At 76.9% G+C, this 19,438-nt stretch carries 22 protein-coding genes; 8 read left to right on the top strand and 14 right to left on the bottom strand.

Annotated elements, in window-relative coordinates:
- Positions 1 to 16: 16 nt before the first annotated feature.
- The 5 genes from EPD83_RS14205 to EPD83_RS14185 form a co-directional block, all read right to left on the bottom strand.
- Complete coding sequence (locus EPD83_RS14205) at positions 17 to 403, bottom strand: hypothetical protein (protein WP_165566742.1); 387 nt, start codon at positions 401 to 403, stop codon at positions 17 to 19.
- Positions 400 to 765, bottom strand: a complete 366-nt coding sequence (locus tag EPD83_RS14200) for a DUF948 domain-containing protein (protein WP_128368105.1) — start codon at positions 763 to 765, stop codon at positions 400 to 402. The genes EPD83_RS14205 and EPD83_RS14200 overlap by 4 nt, the downstream gene beginning before the upstream one ends.
- A 68-nt stretch (positions 766 to 833) precedes the next feature.
- On the bottom strand, positions 834 to 1,148 hold the full coding sequence (locus EPD83_RS14195) for a TraR/DksA family transcriptional regulator (RefSeq protein ID WP_128368106.1): 315 nt from the start codon (positions 1,146 to 1,148) through the stop codon (positions 834 to 836).
- 40 nt (positions 1,149 to 1,188) lie between these two features.
- Positions 1,189 to 2,532 carry a replication-associated recombination protein A gene (locus tag EPD83_RS14190; RefSeq protein ID WP_128368108.1) on the bottom strand — a complete coding sequence of 448 codons (1,344 nt, stop codon included), beginning with the start codon at positions 2,530 to 2,532 and terminating at the stop codon, positions 1,189 to 1,191.
- An 82-nt stretch (positions 2,533 to 2,614) separates the two neighbouring features.
- Positions 2,615 to 3,268 carry a TetR/AcrR family transcriptional regulator gene (locus tag EPD83_RS14185; RefSeq protein ID WP_164896699.1) on the bottom strand — a complete coding sequence of 218 codons (654 nt, stop codon included), beginning with the start codon at positions 3,266 to 3,268 and terminating at the stop codon, positions 2,615 to 2,617.
- 55 nt (positions 3,269 to 3,323) lie between these two features.
- Here EPD83_RS14185 and EPD83_RS14180 point away from each other — a divergent pair, with 55 nt between their 5' ends.
- Positions 3,324 to 3,932, top strand: a complete 609-nt coding sequence (locus EPD83_RS14180) for a dihydrofolate reductase family protein (protein ID WP_128366885.1) — start codon at positions 3,324 to 3,326, stop codon at positions 3,930 to 3,932.
- Here the strand turns inward: EPD83_RS14180 and EPD83_RS14175 are convergent.
- Positions 3,923 to 4,438 (bottom strand): DinB family protein, encoded by a 516-nt coding sequence (locus EPD83_RS14175; protein WP_128366886.1) that lies wholly within the window; start codon positions 4,436 to 4,438, stop codon positions 3,923 to 3,925. The two genes, EPD83_RS14180 and EPD83_RS14175, sit on opposite strands and share 10 nt — an antisense overlap.
- 70 nt (positions 4,439 to 4,508) lie before the next feature.
- On the opposite strand from EPD83_RS14175, the gene EPD83_RS20740 reads away from it, so the two are divergent.
- Positions 4,509 to 5,210, top strand: coding sequence for a VOC family protein (locus EPD83_RS20740; protein WP_164896426.1), 702 nt, complete (start codon positions 4,509 to 4,511; stop codon positions 5,208 to 5,210).
- Between the two features lie 13 nt (positions 5,211 to 5,223).
- Here EPD83_RS20740 and EPD83_RS14165 read toward each other — a convergent pair whose 3' ends face one another.
- The gene (locus EPD83_RS14165) at positions 5,224 to 6,426 is read right to left on the bottom strand and encodes an NAD(P)/FAD-dependent oxidoreductase (protein ID WP_128366888.1); all 1,203 of its coding nucleotides are present in this window, start codon (positions 6,424 to 6,426) and stop codon (positions 5,224 to 5,226) included.
- 86 nt (positions 6,427 to 6,512) lie between these two features.
- Here EPD83_RS14165 and EPD83_RS14160 point away from each other — a divergent pair, with 86 nt between their 5' ends.
- Both EPD83_RS14160 and EPD83_RS14155 read left to right on the top strand, forming a co-directional pair.
- Positions 6,513 to 7,307 (top strand): GNAT family N-acetyltransferase, encoded by a 795-nt coding sequence (locus EPD83_RS14160; protein WP_128366889.1) that lies wholly within the window; start codon positions 6,513 to 6,515, stop codon positions 7,305 to 7,307.
- A 66-nt stretch (positions 7,308 to 7,373) separates the two neighbouring features.
- Positions 7,374 to 8,060 carry a GAP family protein gene (locus EPD83_RS14155; RefSeq protein WP_128366890.1) on the top strand — a complete coding sequence of 229 codons (687 nt, stop codon included), beginning with the start codon at positions 7,374 to 7,376 and terminating at the stop codon, positions 8,058 to 8,060.
- Between the two features lie 45 nt (positions 8,061 to 8,105).
- On the opposite strand, the gene EPD83_RS14150 is transcribed toward EPD83_RS14155, so the two are convergent.
- The 3 genes from EPD83_RS14150 to aspS form a co-directional block, all read right to left on the bottom strand.
- A complete protein-coding gene (locus EPD83_RS14150; protein ID WP_128366891.1) occupies positions 8,106 to 8,567 on the bottom strand; it encodes a hypothetical protein in 462 nt (153 codons plus the stop codon).
- Positions 8,568 to 8,659: 92 nt separating this feature from the next.
- Positions 8,660 to 9,550 (bottom strand): phosphotransferase family protein, encoded by an 891-nt coding sequence (locus EPD83_RS14145; RefSeq protein ID WP_165566741.1) that lies wholly within the window; start codon positions 9,548 to 9,550, stop codon positions 8,660 to 8,662.
- Positions 9,551 to 9,558: 8 nt separating this feature from the next.
- Positions 9,559 to 11,382, bottom strand: coding sequence for an aspartate--tRNA ligase (gene aspS / locus EPD83_RS14140; RefSeq protein ID WP_128367690.1), 1,824 nt, complete (start codon positions 11,380 to 11,382; stop codon positions 9,559 to 9,561).
- 164 nt (positions 11,383 to 11,546) lie between these two features.
- On the opposite strand from aspS, the gene EPD83_RS14135 reads away from it, so the two are divergent.
- From EPD83_RS14135 to EPD83_RS14120, 4 genes are all read left to right on the top strand, one after another.
- The gene (locus EPD83_RS14135; RefSeq protein WP_128367691.1) at positions 11,547 to 12,500 is read left to right on the top strand and encodes a hypothetical protein; all 954 of its coding nucleotides are present in this window, start codon (positions 11,547 to 11,549) and stop codon (positions 12,498 to 12,500) included.
- A gap of 2 nt (positions 12,501 to 12,502) precedes the next feature.
- Entirely contained in the window at positions 12,503 to 14,062 is a 1,560-nt protein-coding gene (locus EPD83_RS14130; RefSeq protein WP_165566740.1) for an insulinase family protein, read from the top strand.
- Positions 14,063 to 14,157: 95 nt separating this feature from the next.
- Positions 14,158 to 15,108, top strand: a complete 951-nt coding sequence (locus tag EPD83_RS14125) for a hypothetical protein (protein ID WP_128368620.1) — start codon at positions 14,158 to 14,160, stop codon at positions 15,106 to 15,108.
- Entirely contained in the window at positions 15,105 to 16,685 is a 1,581-nt protein-coding gene (locus EPD83_RS14120; RefSeq protein WP_165566739.1) for a peptidase M16 family protein, read from the top strand. The genes EPD83_RS14125 and EPD83_RS14120 overlap by 4 nt, the downstream gene beginning before the upstream one ends.
- A gap of 14 nt (positions 16,686 to 16,699) precedes the next feature.
- On the opposite strand, the gene EPD83_RS14115 is transcribed toward EPD83_RS14120, so the two are convergent.
- The 4 genes from EPD83_RS14115 to EPD83_RS14100 all read right to left on the bottom strand — a co-directional run.
- Positions 16,700 to 17,422 carry a VOC family protein gene (locus tag EPD83_RS14115; protein ID WP_128367613.1) on the bottom strand — a complete coding sequence of 241 codons (723 nt, stop codon included), beginning with the start codon at positions 17,420 to 17,422 and terminating at the stop codon, positions 16,700 to 16,702.
- A 32-nt stretch (positions 17,423 to 17,454) separates the two neighbouring features.
- Entirely contained in the window at positions 17,455 to 17,943 is a 489-nt protein-coding gene (locus tag EPD83_RS14110) for a YchJ family protein (RefSeq protein ID WP_235950614.1), read from the bottom strand.
- Positions 17,944 to 18,031: 88 nt separating this feature from the next.
- Positions 18,032 to 18,673 (bottom strand): NUDIX domain-containing protein, encoded by a 642-nt coding sequence (locus tag EPD83_RS14105; RefSeq protein WP_165566738.1) that lies wholly within the window; start codon positions 18,671 to 18,673, stop codon positions 18,032 to 18,034.
- Positions 18,666 to 19,438: glutamine amidotransferase-related protein (locus EPD83_RS14100; protein ID WP_165566737.1), on the bottom strand; the 773-nt coding region annotated here is incomplete at its 5' end. The genes EPD83_RS14100 and EPD83_RS14105, both read right to left, overlap by 8 nt.

The raw sequence follows: 19,438 nt of genomic DNA, 5'->3' as shown, positions 1-19,438 counted from the left end.
GCGGGGGCGGGGGCCCCTACCGAGCTCGCCCCTCGGGGGCGGCGACGTCGCGGGCGTCGCCCGCGGGGTCGAGCAGCAGCTCGCGCGCCTCGTCGGGCGTGAGGGAGCGGCCGGGGTCGCCCTCGGTCAGGGGCGCGGCGGCCGGGCGGTCGGGGTCGCGCGGTCCCCAGCCGGCGTCGACGTCGAGGTCGGGGACGCGCGCGCCGGCCGCGTGCCGGGGCGCCCGGGTGGTGGCGTCGGCGCGGACGGCCGTCTCGACCGCGGCCCGCAGGTCCGCCTCACGCTCCCGTGCGGCCTCGCGCACGGTCCGGACGAACCGGCGGGTGGCGGGCAGGCGCCACACGGCGTACGCGGCTCCGGCGGCCGCGAGGCCGGTGAGGGCGGCGCGGGTGCGGGGCGTCACCGCGACCCCTTCCGCAGGTCGCGGACGGCGACGCGCACCCCGTAGCTGAACGCCGCGACCTTGATGAGCGGACCGCCGACGGTGGCGGCGAGGACCGAGGTGAGCGCCGAGGCGTTGGTCGTCATCGTCGAGACCGACGCGGTGATGGCGTCGACCCGGGTCAGCTGGTCGTTGGTGAGGCTCACCGTGTCGGTGATGCCCTTGAGCGTGGGCTGGACGTTGTCGGTCGTCGTGCGGACCGTCTCGCGCGCCTCGTCGAGGATGCGTCCGGCCTTGCCGACGAGGCCCGCGACGCGTACGACGAGGTACGCGAACGCCAGCGCGGCGACGAGCCCCGCGATCCCTCCGAGCGTGACCTCCATGCGCCGACCCTACAAGCCGCCCCGGAGCCGCGTCGTGCCCCTTCCGCACGGCGAGGTCCGGCTGCGGCTCAGGCGTGCCGGACGCAGCGGGCCGCCCAGGGACGGGCCTCGAGGCGGCCGGCCGGGATGGCCTCGCCGCACACCTCGCAGGTGCCGTACGTGCCGTCGGCGACACGGCGCCGCGCGGCCCGGACCTGGTCCAGGGTGTCCAGGAGCTGCTCCTGGACGGCGACGGCCGACAGCCGGTCGACGGCCAGCGAGGTCCCGTCCCCGATCCGCTTGCCGAAGGAGATGCTCTCGCCCTCCGGCGGTGCGGCGGTGAGGACGGCGAGGTCGGCGACCAGCTGGTCCTCGTGGGCGGCCAGCGCGGCGTCGGTGTCCATCGGCCCACCGTAGGCGAGGCCACCGACGGCCGGCCGCGCCTCAGCGCCCGAGCCGCTCGCGCAGCCAGCGCCACCGCTCCTGCAGCCGGGCCTCGAAGCCGCGGTCGGTGGGCCGGTAGTACTCGGCCGACCCGTGCAGGTCGTCGGGCAGGTACTGCTGGGCGGCGACGGCGTCGGGCTCGTCGTGGGCGTAGACGTAGGCCGGTGCCCGGTCCTTGCCGGCGGCGGCCGCGGAGGCCTCGGCGATGCGGGAGGAGCCGCCGTAGCCGCTGCCGCGCAGGTGCAGCGGCACCGGGCCTCCCTTGCCCGCGCGCACGTCGGCGATGGCCGCGTCGACCCCGAGGTAGGCGGCGTTGGACTTCGGCGCCAGCGCGTTGTGCACGACGGCCTGGGCCAGGATGATCCGGGCCTCCGGCATCCCGATCTGGGCGACGGCGTGCATCGCGGCCACGGCGGTCTGCAGGGCCGTGGGGTCGCCGAGCCCGACGTCCTCGGAGGCGGAGATGACGATCCGCCGGGCGATGAACCGGGGGTCCTCCCCCGCCTCGAGCATCCGCGCCAGGTAGTGCAGCGCGGCGTCGACGTCCGAGCCGCGCATCGACTTGATGAGCGCGGACGCGACGTCGTAGTGCTGGTCCCCCGTGCGGTCGTAGCGGACGGCGGCATGGGCGACGGCCTGCTCGGTGTGGGCCAGGGTGACCTCGAGCGTCCCCGGGCGGGCCGACCCGGGGGCGCGGGCGTCCTCGGCGACCCCGGCGGCGGCCTCGAGGAAGGTCAGGGCGCGGCGGGCGTCGCCCCCGGCGAGCCGGACGAGGTGCTCGCGGGCGTCGTCGGCCAGGGCGTAGGCGCCGTCCAGACCGCGCTCGTCGGCGACCGCCCGGACGAGGACGTCGGCGACGTCGTCGTCGGTGAGCGGGACGAGGGTGACGAGCATCGAGCGCGAGAGCAGCGGGGCGATGACCGAGAAGCTCGGGTTCTCGGTCGTCGCGGCGACGAGCACGACCTGACGGGTCTCGACGCCCGGCAGCAGTGCGTCCTGCTGGGCCTTCGTGAAGCGGTGGATCTCGTCGAGGAAGAGGACGGTCTGGCGGCCGTACATGTCGCGCGTGCGGGCGGCGGCCTCCATGACGGTGCGCACGTCCTTGACCCCCGCGGTGACCGCGGAGAGCTCGACGAACTCGCGGTCCGCGGCGGTCGCGACGAGGTGCGCGAGGGTGGTCTTCCCGGTGCCCGGCGGGCCCCAAAGAATCGCCGACAGGGGCCCGGCCGCCCCTCCCCCGCCCTCGACCAGACGGCGCAGCGGGCTGCCGGGGCGCAGCACCGACGCCTGGCCGCGGACCTCCTCCAGCGAGCGCGGGCGCATCCGCACCGCGAGCGGCGCCATCGGGGCCGGCCCTGCGCCGCCGGCGGCCGCCGCCCCCGCGGCGCCGAAGAGGTCGGTCCCGTCCTGGCTCACCCGCCCGAGGCTAGCGACCGGTGCCGACGCCGCCCGCGCCGCGCCCGCCGAGGAAGGTCGTGACCGCGGCCTCCGCGATGGCGCGCCGGGTCGCGGCGTCCGGGACGCCGTCGTCGCCGAGCAGGGTCGCGGCGTTCACGGCGTGCCCCATGACGAGCCAGTTGAACTGCTCGGCCGCCACCCGCGCGTCCGGGGCGTGCAGCAGACCCGCCTCGTGGAGCGCGGCGAAGGTGCGGGCGAAGGCGTCGATGCTGCGGGCCGGTCCCTCGCGCCAGAAGCCGGCCGCCAGCGCGGGGTGGCGCCGGGCCTCGGCGACGACGAGCCGCCGCAGCCCGATGACCCTCGGGGCGAGCACGGCGTCGAGCTGGTGGCGGGCGGCGGCCTCGAGCCAGGTGACGAGCTCCGCCGGTGTCGAGGGCAACGGCTCGTCGCGGTGCACGGCGCCGGCGGCGGCGGCGTTGGCCCGCTCGACGACGGTCGCGAAGAGGCCCTCCTTGGATCCGAAGTACGTGTAGACGGTCTGCTTCGCCACGCCCGAACGCTCGGCCACGTCGTCCACCCGGGCGTCGGTGAAGCCGGCCTCGAGGAACACCTGCTCGGCGGCGTCGAGGACGGCCGCGCGCTTGCGCCGAGAGCTCGGGCGCAGGCCGCGTTGACTTTCCATACCAGCGAGTCTAACGTCGAGAAAGAAGAACGACGAGTATGGAAAGAGGGTCGGCATGACCGCACGGATCGTGGCCACGGAGAGCGTGAGCCTGGACGGGGTGATGCAGGGCGTCGGGCGGCCCGACGAGGACACCCGGGGCGGCTTCGCCCACGGCGGCTGGGGACGGCAGTTCACCGACCCCGTCGTCAACGAGCGGATGGCGCAGGGCCGCTCCGGGTCCGGTGGCATGCTCCTCGGCCGCCGGACCTACGAGGACGTCCTCGGGTACTGGACCACCTCCGACCCGGACGGCGAGATCACCGGGCACCTGCTGCGCGCCGACAAGTACGTCGTCTCGCGCGACCCCGCCACGACGCTGTCCTACCCCGGGTCGACGCTGCTGGCGGGCGATGCCGCGAGCAGCGTGGCCGCTCTGCGCGACCGGCTCGACGGCACGCTGTCGGTCATCGGGAGCGGCGAGCTGGTGCGGTCCCTGCACGCGGCCGGCCTCGTCGACGAGTACGCGCTCCTCGTCCACCCGCTCGTGCTCGGGTCCGGGCAGCGGCTGTTCGGTCCCGGCGACCTCACCGACCTCGTCCTCGAGGACTCGGTCACCGGACCGACCGGCCTGGTGCTCCTGCGCTACCGCGTGCGGCCCCCGGGCGAGGGCGGTCAGAAGTAGCCGGTCTCGCCGTCGAGCAGCTCGCGCAGGAGGTCCAGGTGGCCGGCGTGCCGCGCGGTCTCCTCGAGCATGTGGTGCACCATCCAGCGCACGGTCGCGTCGCCGACGGGGTGGCACGCCGTGCTGCCCCGGTCGTCGAGGGAGTGGGCGGCGATGGCGGCGTCGGACCGGGCGCACGCCGCGGCGTAGCGCTCGAGCGCCTCGTCGAGAGTGACCCCGTCGACGACGAAGTCGGCGTCGTCCTGCGGGTGCGGCCCGAGTCCGGGGCCCTCGCCCCACTCGCCGAGCAGGACCTCGCGGAACCACAGGTCCTCGGCGCAGGCCAGGTGGGACACGATGCCCGCGACGGTCATCAGCGGTGAGGTGGGCACGAGCACCCGGTGGGCGTCCTCGTCCGAGAGCCCCTGGCACTTGAGGACGACGATGCCACGCTGCAGGTCGTACCAGCCGAGCAGCGAGGTGCGCTCGTCGGCGTCCAGCGGGGGACGGCTGCGTCGCGCGGGCATCCGCTCAGGCTAGCGGCGCAGGACCGCCCGGTGCGGCCGCGCCGCGGTGACGGTCGGCTAGCGTCGGCGCATCGACACCCACCGGCTCACCGTCGTCCAGTGCGCGCTCGACCCCGCCCGGGCGGCCGCGTTCTGGTCCGGCCTGCTCGCGCTGCCCGGGGGCGGACGGGGGGCCACGGAGGTTCCGGGCGACGAGCGGCGGCCGACACTGCGGTTCGTGCCCGGCTCCCCCGCGGGCCGCGAGCACGACGGCTTCCACCTGCACGTCCTCACCGCGGACGAGGACGACCTGCGCGCCACGGTCGACCTCGTGCTGCGGACCGGCGGCCGGCACCTGGACGTCGGCCGGCGCCCGGACGAGCGGCACGTCGTCCTCGCCGACCCCGAGGGCTACCCGTTCTGCGTGCTGCCGCCGGGCGGCACCTTCCTCGCGGGGTCGGGGCGCCTGGCGGAGGTGACGTGCGACGGGCACCGGGCCACGGGGCTCTTCTGGAGCGCGGCCCTGGACCGGCCGCTCGTCTGGGACCGGGACGGGGAGACCGCCGTGGAGACCGCGCCCGAGGGTGGGACGAAGATCTCCTGGGGCGGCCCGCCGGTCGCCGCCCCGCCGGCCACCGCCGCGAAGTGGCTCGAGCTTGTCGTCGACGACCCCGCCGCCGAGCGCGAGCGGCTGCTGGCCGCGGGCGCCGGGGCGCTGCCGGACGTCGCGGACGGGACCGTGCGGCTCACCGACCCCGACGGCTTCGTCCTGCGGGTCTCGCGCGCGCCCTGACCGGGCCGCGGGCTCAGGAGCCGGCGAGCGCCTCCTCGATCCGGGCCCGGCGGGCGAGCAGCTCCCCGCCGCGCCCGTAGTCCTCGTCCCGCTCGTGCGTGAGCACGCCGACGAGCTCGCCGTCGGCGTCGGCGTACCAGACCGTGAAGGCGCCGTCCGGGTGCTCGACGAGGACGTCCCGCGACCAGCCGTCCCCCCAGGCGCTGTGCTTGAGGACCCGGCCGCCGATGTCGCTCCAGAACCCCGGCGGGGTGGACCACGGCTCCGCCCCGGGCGAGGCCGCGTCGCGTCCGGCGACCCGTCCCATGGCCACCGCGTCGCCCCAGTGCTCGACGGACAGGTGCCGGCCCGCGACCTCGTGCCGGGCGCGGGCACCGTCACCGGCGGCGTGCACGTGCGGGTCCTCGGTGCGCATCCGGGCGTCGACGACGACCCGGCCGTCCTCCAGCGGCAGCCGCGACTCCTCGAGGAAGTCCCGCGCCCGCGTCACGCCGACCGCCGTGACGACGAGGTCGGCGGGGACGACGTCCCCGTCCTCGAGGTGCACCTCGGCCGGTGCCCGGACCGACTCCACCCCGGTGGACGCGCGCACGTCGACGCCGTCCTCCCGGAGCCACCCGGCGATCCGGCCGGCGGCCGCGGCCCCCAGCCGCGCCTCCTGCGGCGCGGCCTCGGTGGTCACGAGGGTCGTGCGCACCCCCCGCGCCGCCAGCGACGCCGCCGCCTCGCAGCCGATGAAGCCCGAGCCGACGACGACGGCCGACGACGCGCGTGCGGCCGCGTCGGCGAGGTCGCGGGCGTGCTCGAGGCTGCGCAGGGCGAACACCCGGGCGTCCGGGTCGCACCCGGGCAGCCGCGCCGGGTCGGCGCCCGTCGCGACGACGAGCCGGTCGTAGGCGAGCTCGCGCCCGTCGTCGGTCCGGACGACGCGCCGGTCCCGGTCCAGCCCGACGACGGTGCTCCCGGCCAGCACCTCGACCCCGGCCAGTGCCTCCGCGTCCTCCCCCTCGAGGATCGGGGTCACCCGGGCGGGCTCGGTGCCGGCGAGGACGGCCTTGGACAGCGGCGGCCGCTGGTAGGGCTCGTCGCGGTCGGCGGTGACCAGACGGACCGGTCCCGGTCCGCCGGCGGCGAGGTAGGCCGCCGCGGCGTGCACGCCGGCCGGGCCGCTGCCGAGCACGAGGAGACCGGAGGGGTCGGTGGGGTGGGGGTCCATGCCGGTCCTCTACCCCCTCCGGGCCGGGCCCAGCCGTCGGCCGGGCCGCGGACCCGGGCCGCCACGGCGTTTGGCAGGCTGGGACCGTGCCCGACGTCCGCCGCCTCGACTCCGTCGAGGAGCTGCTCACCGCCTCCGGCCACCACCCGGTCGTCGAGCTCGACATCGGCGCCGGGATGGAGCCGCCGGCCTGGGCGGTGACGACCGCCGCGGGCACCGCCGTGGCCTTCGCGCGCCACTCCGACAGCGGGGTCCTCGGGGTGTCGGTCCTCGGACCGGTCGACGGCATCGGGACCCTCGTCGCCGACCCGCGGGTGCGCGCCTGGTTCACCGCGGGCCCCTTCCACCACCTCTCCCGCCCGCGGGAGGCGCACGACGTCGTCGAGCGGCACCTGCCGGTCGGGCCCGACGGCGGCGACTGGGACTGGATGTACACCCGGGCCGCGCCGGAGCCCCCGCTGCCCGGCGAGGACCGCGTCGTCACCCTCACCCCCGCCGCCCGGGCCGACGTCGTCGACCTGCTGACCCGGGAGAGCCCCCGGACCCACGGGCGGCCGTTCGCGGCCGACGACCAGCGCTGGATGGGCGTGTGGGACGGCGACCGGCTCGTCGCCTCCGGCTGCTCCGCGCCCTCGACCGCCGGCGTACCGGTGCTCTCCGGGATCGCGGTCGACTCGGCGCACCGGCGACGCGGGCTCGGGTCCGCCGTCACCTCGGCCCTGGCCCGCGACGCCGTGGCCCGGACCGGCGCCTGCGTCCTCGGCGTGTTCTCCGACAACGACGCCGGGCGGGCCCTGTACGAACGGCTCGGCTTCGTCGTCGCGGTCCGCTGGCGCAGCCGGTGGCGCAGCGCCGCCCGGGCGGAGGACGCGGTCTCCTGACCACCCGCGCACCGGCCCGGGGACGCGTCTGTGAGCGGTTCTCCCCACGCCGGTAGCGTGCGCGGGGTGCACCTGCTCCTCGGCACGCTGCTGCCCCTGTGCCTGGCGGCGGCCGTCAGCCCGATGATGCTCAGCGAGCAGCTCGTGCTGCTCTCCCGTGCCGACGGCCGGCGGTCCGCGACCGCCTACGCCCTCGGCACGGCGGCCGTCCTCGTCGTCGTCGTCGGAGCGGTTGTGGTCCTCGGCCGCACGCTGTCCCTCCCGCGCGCCCCACGGATCAGCGCCCGGCTCGACATCGGGCTCGGGGTCGCGATGTTCGTCGTGGCGGCGGTCGTCTGGCGCTGGCGGACGATCCGGGCGCGCAGCCACCACACCGACCCCGAGCAGGACCAGCGCAGCGAGCACCGCCGGGCCGCGCGGGGCGTCGGCGGCCCCGGCGCGGCGTTCGGGTTCGGCGTGTTCTCGATGGCCACGAACTTCACGACCCTGGCCCTGGTCCTGGCCGCCGCCAAGGACGTGGCCGCCAGCGGCTGGCCGGCCCTCGGGGTGGCCGTGGCGGCGCTCGTCCTCGTCGCCTTCGGCTGCGTCCCCGCGTGGGTGCCCGTGGCGCTGCAGGTGGCGGCGCCGACCTCGGGCGCCCGCGTGCTCGGGACGCTCTCGCAGGCCCTCTCGGCCCACGGCCGGCTCGTCGTCACCGTGCTGCTCGTCGCGGCCGGGGTGCTGTTCGTCGTCAAGGGCCTGGTCCACCTCTGAGCCGGCGGGCGGGGCCGCCCGGCGGCGACCCCGGGACCGACCCCGTCAGCACTCCATGGCGCGGGCCGTGCCGTCGGTCACGAGGTCGCGCGAGTGCACGACCCCGTCGGTCCCCCGCCAGGAGAAGCTGGCGCGGACCCGCATCCGGGTCTGCGGGAAGCCGCAGATGTTGCGGCGCTCGGTGAGGGCGGTGTCGGTGTCGCGGTGCCACCCGTCGGCGTCGTCCGCCTGCAGGTAGGGGCCCCAGTGGTCGCCCTGCCACACCTGGAGGCGCACGTTCGTCACGCGGACCGCGAACTGCCCGCCGGCCGCCGTGTCGGTGATGCTCGCCTTCGCCCCGAGCCGTCCCCCGACCGGGGAGAACAGCACGCAGCGCTGGACGCCGTTGCCCATCGTCGCGCAGCCGTTCTGCACGACCGGTGCGGCGATCGCGGCAGGGGCCAGGGCGACGGACCCGGCAAGGGTGGCCGCGGAGGCGGCCAGGGTCAGGGTGGTGCGCAGGGACATCGGGTCTCCTCGGTGGTCGGGACCGGGGTGGCGGTCCGCCCCCCGGCACCGCCGATCCTGCGCACCGCCCCTGCGACGTCGCTGCGATCCGGCTACGCCGTCCGGTCCCGGGCCGCGAGGACCCGGCCCAGGGCGGCGCGGGCCACCGGCAGGCTCGGCCGGGCGTGGGTGGCGCGGTAGGCCACCCCCTCGACGCCCGCACGGGCGGCGAACCACAGGGCCCGCTCGCGCAGGGCCGGGTCGGGGGCCGGGGCGAGCCGGGCCAGGACGAGGTCGAGCATCGGCGGGCCGAGGTCGAGCGCGACGAGGGCGAGGTCTCGCGCCCGGTCCCCGAGCAGCGCGTCGCTCCAGTCGATGACCCCGAGGACGTCCCGGCCGTCGGGCGCCATGACGAGGTGCTCGTCGCCGAGGTCGTTGTGCGAGAACACCAGCCGCGCGGACTCCTCGGGTGCGGGCCGGGCGAGGAAGCGGTCCACGGCCTCGCGTTCACCCGTCGGCAGCAGCGGCGCCGCGACCGACCACTCCGCCGCGGTGTCGGCCAGCCACGCCGCGGGCGGCCGGTCGCGGACGACGAGCCCGGCCGCGGCATCGAGGGGCACGGCGGCCAGGTCGGACACGAGCCGCGCCAGGGTCGTCGCGACGCGTCCGGCGTCCGTCGGCCGGACGAGGTCCGCGGTCGGGCCGGCGAGGAGGGTCAGCAGGAGCGCCCCCTCGTCGGCGTTCGCGGCGACCACCTCGTTGGTCGGCAGCCTGACGTGCGCCGCCGCCAGGGCGAGCAGGGCGGCGTCCCGCTCGACGGCGCGCCGCCGCCCGCCCGGGTCGGGGTCCTTCGAGACCCGCAGGCAGAACCGGTCGCCCACCGCCCAGGCGAGGTTGTCGAAGCCCTCCCCCAGCTCGCGCAGCGGGGCGTCGGCGAGCGCGGGAGCCAGGCCGGCGACGAGCGCCCGGGGGTCGAGGTCCGCGCGTCGCGCCCGCCCGACCACGGCGGCGCTCAGCTCTGCTTCGGGTTCACCTCGGGCGCGCCCTGCGGCGCGGTCCCGCTCGCGGGCGCGGCGTCGATGCCGGCCTCCTTGCGCTGCTGCGGGGTGATCGGCGCGGGTGCGTCGGTCAGCGGGTCGTAGCCGCCGCCGGACTTCGGGAAGGCGATGACGTCGCGGATGCTGTCGAAGCCGCCGAGCAGCATGACGATCCGGTCCCAGCCGAACGCGATGCCGCCGTGCGGCGGGGCGCCGTACTGGAAGGCGTCGAGGAGGAAGCCGAACTTCTCCTGGGCCTCGGCCTCGCTGAGGCCCATGACGGCGAACACCCGCTCCTGGACGTCGCGGCGGTGGATACGGATGGACCCGCCGCCGATCTCGTTGCCGTTGCAGACCATGTCGTAGGCGTAGGCGAGCGCCGGGCCGGGGTCGGTGTCGAAGGTGTCGAGGAACTCCGCCTTGGGCGAGGTGAAGGCGTGGTGGACGGCGGTCCAGGCCCCCGCGCCGACCGCGACGTCGCCCGCGGCCACGGCCTCGTCGGCGGGCTCGAACAGCGGTGCGTCGAGCACCCAGAGGAAGCTCCAGGCGTCCTCGTCGACGAGCCCGCAGCGCCTGCCGATCTCCAGGCGCGCCGCGCCCAGCAGCGCGCGCGAGGAGCGCGGGGCGCCGGCCGCGAAGAAGACGCAGTCGCCGGGCTCGGCGCCGACGTGCGCCGCCAGCCCCGCGGTCTCGGTCTCGGACAGGTTCTTGGCCACCGGCCCGGTGAGGCTGCCGTCCTCCTGGACCAGCACGTAGGCGAGGCCGCGGGCGCCGCGCTGCTTGGCCCACTCCTGCCAGGCGTCCAGCTGCTTGCGCGGCTGGCCCGCCCCGCCGGGCATGACGACGGCCCCGACGTAGTCGGCCTGGAAGACCCGGAAGGAGGTGTCGGCGAAGAACCCGGTGCACTCGACGAGCTCCTGGCCGAAGCGCAGGTCGGGCTTGTCGGTGCCGAAGCGGCGCATGGCGTCGGCGTAGGTCATCCGCGGCATCGGGGTGTCGAGGTCGACGCCGATCAGCGACCAGATCTCCTTGACGACGGCCTCGCCGAGCTCGAGGACGTCGTCCTGCTCGACGAAGGACATCTCGATGTCGAGCTGGGTGAACTCGGGCTGGCGGTCGGCGCGGAAGTCCTCGTCCCGGTAGCAGCGGGCGATCTGGTAGTACCGCTCCATCCCCGCGACCATGAGGAGCTGCTTGAACAGCTGCGGGCTCTGCGGCAGGGCGTACCAGGAGCCGGGGGCGAGCCGGGCGGGGACGAGGAAGTCGCGGGCGCCCTCCGGCGTGGACCGGGTGAGGGTCGGGGTCTCGATCTCGACGAAGTCGCGCTCGCCGAGGACCTTGCGGGCGGCGGCGCTCACCCGCGAGCGCAGCCGGATGGCGTGGCCGGCCAAGTGCACCCCGGGCCGCCGCAGGTCGAGGTAGCGGTGCTTGAGGCGCGCCTCCTCGCCGACGGTGACGCGCTCGTCGACCTGGAAGGGCAGCGTCGCGCTGGGGTTCAGCACCTCGATCCCGGACGCGACGACCTCGACCTCGCCGGTGGGCAGGTCGGGGTTGACGTTGTGCGCCTCGCGGGCCGTGACCTCGCCGGTGACCCGGACGACGTACTCGCTGCGCAGGTCGTGGGCCGCGCCGGTGAGGACCTCGTCGCGGGCGACGACCTGGACGACGCCGCTGGCGTCCCGGAGGTCGATGAAGGCCACTCCGCCGTGATCGCGCCGCTTCGCCACCCAGCCGGAGAGGGTGACGGTCTGGCCGGTCTGGCCGGCACGCAGGGTGCCGGCCTCGTGGGTGCGGAGCACGGGGGGAGTCCTTCGGGATCGGGAACGGTGTCGACGCCGGCGGGGCGGGGTCCCGCGCCCGATCGGCGACAGACCGCCCATCCTACGGACCCCGGTGCCGCGGCCCCGAACCCCTTTCCCCCGAACCGACGGCACGGTCCCCGGCACGCGCCTAGCATCCGACTGTGCCGACCACCAGCCCCCCGATGGTCCACGACTACTGCGAGATCTTCCCCGACCTCGCGCGGCTGCGGGACCGGGCGACCCAGGGCGACCTGCGCGGTGCCCTCGGGGCGATGGACCGGGCGGGCCTGGCCGGCGTCGTCGAGGTGGACCGCCGGCTGTGGGTGCTCGCCGGCGAGGCCGGGGTCGACGAGCCGCTCGAGCGGCTGCTCGCGGCCGAGCCCGGACACCGCCGCGGCCGCACCCTGCGCGCCCTGCGGCTCCTCGTCCGGGGCTGGGACATCCGCGGCACCGCGACGGCCGAGCACGTGACCACCGCGCAGTTCGACGCCTTCCACGACCACCTGCGCCGGGCCGAGCAGGTCCTCCTCCGGCTCTGCGCCGAGGACCCCGCCGACCCCGAGCCGTGGGCGCTGCGGCTCGTCACCGCGCGCGGTCTCTCCCTCGGGATCCCCGAGACCCGGCGCCGGTACACCCGGCTCGTCGAGCTCGACCGGCACCACGTCGAGGCCCACCAGCACCTCGTCCAGTCGCTGTGCCCGAAGTGGGGCGGCTCGTGGGACGCGCTGTTCGAGTTCGCTCGCGACTGCGCCGACGCGGCGCCGGACGGCAGCGCCCAGGTCGGCGTCCTCACCACCGCCCACCTCGAGCGCTGGGCGGGCGAGGACGACCCCGAGCTGCGGGACGGGTACCTCTCCGATCCGGACGTCGTCGCCGACCTCGAGGAGGTCTCGGACCGGCTGCTCGCCGGCGAGGCGACGCCGTACTCCTGGGTCGGGGCCCACAGCGACGTCGCCGTCGCGCTCGTCCTCGCCGGGCGTCCGCAGCGCGCCGTCCGCCACCTCGGGGTCCTCGGACCGGCGATGGAGGACCGCGCGTGGGCCCTCGCCGGTCCGCGCCGGGACGAGGTCGAGGAGCTGCGGGCCCAGGCCGCCACCCACGGGGCGTACCGGTGAGCGTGACCGAGACGACGGTCGACGGCATCCCGACGCTGTTCGCCCGGCGCGAGGACGGCCAGTACGCCGGCGGCATCGTCTTCCGGGTGGGCTGGGCCGACGAGACCCTCGCCGTGCGCGGCCTCACCCACCTCGTCGAGCACCTCGCCCTCCACGGGGTCGCCGCGCGCGACGTGCACCACAACGGCGAGACCCACGCCCTGCACACGCACCTGTACGCGTCCGGCACCGCCGAGCAGGTGGTGCGGGTCCTCAACGGGGTCTGCGCGGCGCTGTGCGACCTGCCGGTCGACCGGCTCGAGACCGAGAAGGAGGTCCTGCGCGCCGAGGCCCGCGGCCGGGGCGGGGCGGGCTCGTCGATGGCGGGGATGCGCCACGGCGCCCGCGGGCACGGGCTGTCCTCCTACGCCGAGCTCGGGCTCGCGAACGTCGACGCCGGGCTCACCGTCATGTGGGCCAACGAGGCCTTCAGCCGCGACAACGCCGTGCTCTGGCTGAGCGGCGAGTCCATGCCCGAGGGCCTGTCGCTCACCCTGCCCGAGGGCGAGCGGCAGTCGCTGCCGCCGGTCACCGACGTGCTCGGACCGACCCCGGCCTACTACCTCGACGGCAGCGAGGACGTCGTCCACGTCACCGCCGTCGTCCCGCGCTCCTGCCGCGCGATGCTCTTCACCGAGCTGCTGAGCCGGGCCCTCTTCGCCGACCTGCGCCAGCGCGACGGCCTCGGCTACTCGGCGTCGGCCACCTACCGGGTCCGCGACGCCGAGCACGCCGTCGTCGCCGTCGTCGCCGACTGCCTCCCCGAGCGGCGCGGTGCGGCCGTCGGCGCCGTCGTCGACACCCTGGCCCGGCTGCGCTGGGGGAGCGTGCCCGCCGACGAGCTCGAGGAGGTCCGCGCGGCGGCCCTCGCCGCCGTCGCGACCTCCCGCACCCTCCCGCACACCGGTCTGCCCGCGCGCGCCCTGGAGATGCTCCTCGGCCGCGAGCCCGACGACCCGGCCGTCCTCGAGGACGAGCTGCGTGCCGTCACCGCCGACGACGTCCGCGCCGCCGCGGAGGACTTCCACGCGACCGCGCTCGCCCAGGTGCCCGAGCTCGGCCTGGAGTGGGCCGGGTGGGCGGCGGCGCCGGTGAGCTCGGACACCGCCGTCGACGGGACCGGGTACGCGAGCCTCGCCGCCGACGGACCCACGCTCGTCGTCGGCGACGACGGGCTGACGCTGCGCTCGGACCGGGGCCGCTCGACGGTCCACTTCGACCGGGTCGCCGCGATGCTGGCCTACGCCGACGGCGGGCGCAGCCTCCTCGGGGAGGACGGCTTCCACGTCGCCGTCGAGCCCACCCTGCTCGCCCTCGACGAGGACGTCGTCGCCCGCATCGACGCCGCGGTCGACCCCGCCCGGGTCGTCCGGCGCCCCGCCCGCGAGGCCGCGTCCCTGCCGCGGCCGGCCGGGCACTCCCCCGAGGCCGCCGGACCGCCCGCCGGGCAGGGCGCCGGCGAGCCCCTCGCCCCGTCCTCTCCACTCCTCCGGCGGCTGTGGCGGGCCGCGCGCGGGCGCTGACCACCGCCGTGCCCGGTCGCGGCGCCCCGGCGGCGGGGGTGGGGGACCTGGCGGGTCACGGGACAGGCGCGCCCGGAGTCCCTACGCTTCCGCTCATGTCCTCCCCCGTCCCGCCCCCGCGGTTCGACCTCGCCGAGTCGTTCCCGGAGACGGGCGAGCCGGCCGCACGGGCAGCGCAGGACCTGCCGGGCGCCCTCGCCCTCCTCACCGCCCGCCGCCCCCGCGGTGGGGCCGAGTACGGGGTGGCGCTGGACGCCCTGGCCGCCGCCGACGGGCTCGACGAGCCCCTGGACCGGCACCTCGCCGAGCACCCGGACGACACCGAGGCCCGCGTCGTGCGGGCCGCACGGGTCGTGCGCCGTGCCTGGGAGCTGCGCGGCACCGAGCCGGGAGCGCAGGTCGGGGCCGAGCGGTTCGACGCCTTCTTCGCCCTGCTGGCCCGCGCCGAGCAGGACCTCGTGCGCGTCGTCGTCGCCGAGCCCGCCGACACCGCGGCGTGGGGCCTGCGGCTCTCGACGGCCCGGGGGCTCGCGCTCGGCACGAGCGAGGCGGGCCGCCGCTGGCGGCACCTGCGGGCGGCCGACGCCCACGACGTGCGGGCCCAGCGGGAGTACCTCCAGCACCTCACCCCGAAGTGGGGCGGCGACTGGGGCCGGGTCGACGCCTTCGTCGGCGAGGTGACCGCGGCGGCCGCCCCCGGGAGCGCCGAGTGGGCCCTCGTCCCGTACGCGGCGCTCACCCGCTGGTACGACGACCACCGCGCCGAGGGGACGAGCGCGATGCGCTGGCCCGAGGTCGTCACCGGGCTGGACGCGGCCGAGCAGTCCTTCCTCGCCGCCCCCACCCCGAGCCGGTACGAGGCCGTCCTCGCGCACACCGACTTCGCCGTCGCCCTCGGCCTGGCCGGGAAGCGGGGCCGCTCCGCGGCGCACTTCGCCCAGCTCGGGCCGTCCCTGGCGCCGGGGACCTGGGCCCTCGGTGCCGACCACCGCAGCGACCTGGAGAACATCCGCGCGTCCGCCCTCGCGGAAGGACGCCGGCGGTGAGCGTCCTGCGCACCGAGGTCGACGGCGTCCCGACGCTCTTCGCCGAGCGCACCGACGGCCACGTCACCGGCGGCCTGGTCTTCCGCGTCGGCTGGGCGGACGAGAACCTCGCCGTCCGCGGGCTGACCCACGTCGTCGCGCACCTCGCGATGACCGGTCTCGTCGAGGACGTGCACCGCTACGTCGACACGCACGCGACGTACACCCAGTTCCGGGCCCAAGGGACCGCGCAGAGCGTGTCGCACGTGCTCTCCGGCCTGTGCACCGCGTTCTCCGAACTGCCCGTCGACGGCCTGGAGCCGGAGAAGGAGCTCGTCCTGGCCGAGGCCGACGGCCGGCACCGGGTCCCCCGACCCGACGCGCTGTACCGGTACGGCGCGAGCAGCCACGGCCTGTGCGCCTACCCGGAGACCGGGGTGCCGGCCATCGGCCCGGACCTCGTCCGGGTCTGGGCGGCGGAGGCCTTCACCCGCGGCAACGTCGTCCTCTGGCTGAGCGCGGACCGGCTCCCCGCGGGCCTGCGCCTACCGCTGCCCGAGGGCCCGCGCCTGCCCCCGCCGGCCGGGGCGGACTCCCGCACGCCGACTCCGGCCTGGTACCGCAGCCCCGACCCGGACCTGCTCACCGTCACCGGCGTCGTGCCGCGCTCCCCCGCCTCCGTCGTCTTCACCGACGTGCTCGGGGCGGCCCTGCACCGCGAGGTCTGCGAGGAGCACGCCCTGTCCCACGCCGCCGGTGCCGTCCTCACCGTCCGCGACGCGGACTCCGCCGTCGTCACCGTCACCGCCGACAGCCACCCCGGGGAGCGGGCGGGCGTCACCGGCGGCTTCGTCGACGTCCTCGCGCGCCTGCGCTGGGGCGCTCTGCTGGACGAGGAGGTCGCCGCCGCCGCGCGGGCCGCGGCCGACCAGGTGTCGCGGGCCGCCGCGGACCACGAGACCGTGTCCGCCCGCGCCGTCGGCGAGCTGCTGGGCATCCCCCACCCGGAGCCGGACGAGCACGCCGCCGCCCTGGCCGCGGTCGGCCCGGACGACGTGCGCGCCTGCGCCGAGGCCTTCGCCGCCTCCTCGCTGGCCGGGGTCGCCGACCGGGGGCTGGGCTGGGCGGGGTGGGCCGCGGCGCCGCTGAGCTCTCCGCACGAGCTCGACGGCAGGACCTACCCGGGTCGCGACGGCCACGGCACGGCTCTCGTCGTCGCCGACGAGGGTGTGAGCGTCGTCGGTCCGGGTCTGCGCTCCACCGTCCGCTACGCGGACCTCGTGCTCATGACGAGCTACGCCGACGGCGGGCGCCACCTCGTCGGCGGCGACGGGTTCGGCGTCGAGGTCGAGCCCACCCTGTTCGCCATCGACGGCGCCGCCCTGGCCCGCATCGACGAGGCCGTGGACCTCGCGCGGGTCGTCCGCGCCCCCGCCCGCGCGGCGCAGGACCTGCCGCAGCCCCGTCCGGCCGAGCCCGACCCGCCGGCACCGGTCCCCCCGCCCGCCGTCCCCCACGCCGCACCGGACCTCACGCCCGCCGCCTCACGTCCGGGGTGGCGGGACAGGCTCCCCCGGCTCGGCCGCCGCTCGTCCTGACCCGGTCGCGCCGGTCAGCGGTGCGCCGGCAGCAGGCACACCTCGTTGCCCGACGGGTCGCGCAGCACCTGCCACGGCAGGGGTCCCCAGTCGTGCTCCACCGGCGTCGCGCCGAGCTCGAGGGCGAGGGCCAGCACCGCGTCGGGGTCGTCGTCGGCGGCGAGCCGCACGTCGAGGTGCAGCCGGTTCTTCGTCCCCGGCTCCTTCGGTCGCGGCTCGGGGCACAGCTCGAGCAGCGGCCCGGACCCGCTGGGGTGCCGCAGGGCGAGGACCGGCTCGGACCCGGCCGGGACCCAGCCGCTGACCGCGGTCCAGAAGGCGAGGTCGCGCTGCGGGTCGGCGCTGTCGAGCGGCAGCGCCGCGACCGGCCCGGACCGCCGGTAGGCGGGGCGGTCCTCCATGACGCAGAAGGGGTTGCCCTCCGGGTCGGCGAGCACGACCCACGGCACGTCCCCCTGCCCGATGTCGAGATGCCGCGCCCCCAGCGCGAGCGCCCGCGCGACCATCTCGTCCTGGTCTCGACCGCCGCTGATGTCCAGGTGCAGCCGCGGGTGGGCCGGCGCGGCCTCGGACACCCGGGGCAGGCACAGGTCGAGCCACGGGCCGCCGGGCACGGCGACCCGGGCCTCGAGCAGGTCAGGGGACTCGTGGGTGACCTCGGCCCCGAGCAGCGCGGCCCAGAACCGGCCGAGCCGGGCCGGGTCCGCGGCGTCCAGGGCGATGTTCTCCAGCTCCATGCCGCAGGTCTACCAGGACGCCCCGACGGTCGTCAGCGACCCGTGACCTCGTTCTCGGGCGCGACGTAGAACCAGCGTCCGGCCCGCCGCGCGAAGCGGCTCCGCTCGTGCACCTCCCCGCGCTGGCGGGTGCGGCCCTCCCCCGCCACCCACGACGCCCGGAACTCCACGACGCCGGTGTCGGCACCCGCGTCGCCGTCCACGACGTCGAGCACCTCGAGACCGACCCAGCGGACCCAGGGCTCCGGGTCGACCCGGTCGGGTCGGGTCCGCGGGTGCCACGAGGTGTAGAGGTGGGTGCCGTCGGCCAGGGCGTAGGCGGTGTAGCGCGAGCGCATGAGCTCCTCGGCGGTGGCGGCCACGCGCTCGCCCTCGACGACGGGGGCGCAGCACCGGGCGAAGGTCGCTCCCTCGGGCACGCCGCCGCAGGGGCACGGCGCGTCCGGGGCGAGGGTCTGCTCGGCCCCCGACACCTTGAGCCAGGCGGCGGACCGCGTCCCGTTCCCGAACGTCCCGGCCACGAGGTCAGGCTCCCACGACACGCTGGACGTCACCTGGGGCCAGTACCCACCGGTCGGCCCGGGTACGCGTCACCTCGGCCCGTGCGCCTCAGCGCCGGCCACGGCCCGGGCTGCGCTCGGGCCAGGGGGCGTCGGCGGGGCGCAGACCGCTCCAGCCCCGGTGCCGCATCGCCTCGGCGGCCAGGACGGCGATGACGAGGGTCGGGCTGTGCAGCCGTCCCTCGAGGACCCCGGCGACGAGCTCCTCGAGCGGGACGAGCCGCTGTGGCATCCCGAGCTCCTCGCTCGTCCTCTCGTGGCGCTCGGCCTCCGGGACCGGGGCCAGGTCGCGGGCCAGGAAGATCCGCAGCCCCTCGGAGGAGCCGCCCGGGGAGGCCCAGTGGTCGACGAGGGTGTCCCACCGCCCGGCGGTGAGGTCGGCCTCCTCGTGCAGCTCCCGCGACGCCGTGAGGTGCGGGGCCTCGCCGTCGACGTCGAGCAGCCCGGCCGGGATCTCCCAGTCGAAGGCGCCGACGGGGTGCCGGTACTGCTGGATGACGACGACGCGCTCGTCCTCGTCCATGGCCAGGACGGCGACGGCGCCGGTGTGGTCGACGTAGTCACGGGTGACGAGCCCGGCCTCGCCGAGGTCGACCCGGTCGCTGCGCACGTCCCACACCCGCCCCTCGAAGGAGAGCACGGACTCCAGGACGGGGCGCCGCTCCAGCCGGTCGCGCAGCGGCTCAGGCACGCGCGTCGGCGGGCTCGGCGGTGCGGGGGCGCTCGACCTCGACGAGGCGCGAGGCGCGCTGCCGCTCGATGGCCGCACCGACCAGCCCCGCGAAGAGCGGGTGCGCCCGGGTGGGCCGGGACTTGAACTCCGGGTGCGCCTGGGTGGAGACGTAGTACGGGTGGAGCTCACGCGGCAGCTCGACGAACTCGACGAGCCCGAGGTCGGGGTGGGTCCCGCTGATGACGAGCCCGGCGTCCTCGAGCTGCCGGCGGTAGCCCTCGTTGACCTCGTAGCGGTGCCGGTGGCGCTCGTCGGCGCTGGTCGCGCCGTACGCGTCGGCGACGACCGACCCGGCGACCAGGCGGGCCCGCTGGCTGCCGAGCCGCATCGTCCCGCCGAGGTCCCCGGCACCCTCGACGAACGCCTTCTGCTCCTCCATCGTCGCGACGACCGGGTGCGGGGTGTCGGGGTCGAACTCGGTCGAGCTCGCGCCCTCGATGCCCGCGACGGTACGGGCGTACTCGATGACCATGCACTGGAGGCCGAGGCAGATCCCGAGCGTCGGGACGCCCCGCTCGCGGGCCCAGCGCAGCGCCCCGACCTTGCCCTCGATGCCGCGCACGCCGAAGCCCCCGGGCACGAGCACGGCGTCGACCCCGCCGAGCGCCCGCTGCGCCCCGGCGTCGGTGTCGCAGTCGTCGGAGGTGACCCAGCGGATGCGGACCCGGGCGTCGTGGTGGAAGCCGCCCGCCCGCAGCGCCTCGGTGACCGAGAGGTAGGCGT

It is taken from the genome of Phycicoccus flavus, from assembly GCF_004025965.2.
GTDB classification, from domain to species: domain Bacteria; phylum Actinomycetota; class Actinomycetes; order Actinomycetales; family Dermatophilaceae; genus Phycicoccus; species Phycicoccus flavus.
Note: the sequence above shows the minus strand (reverse complement) of the source record. Positions and strands in the feature narration are given on the sequence as shown.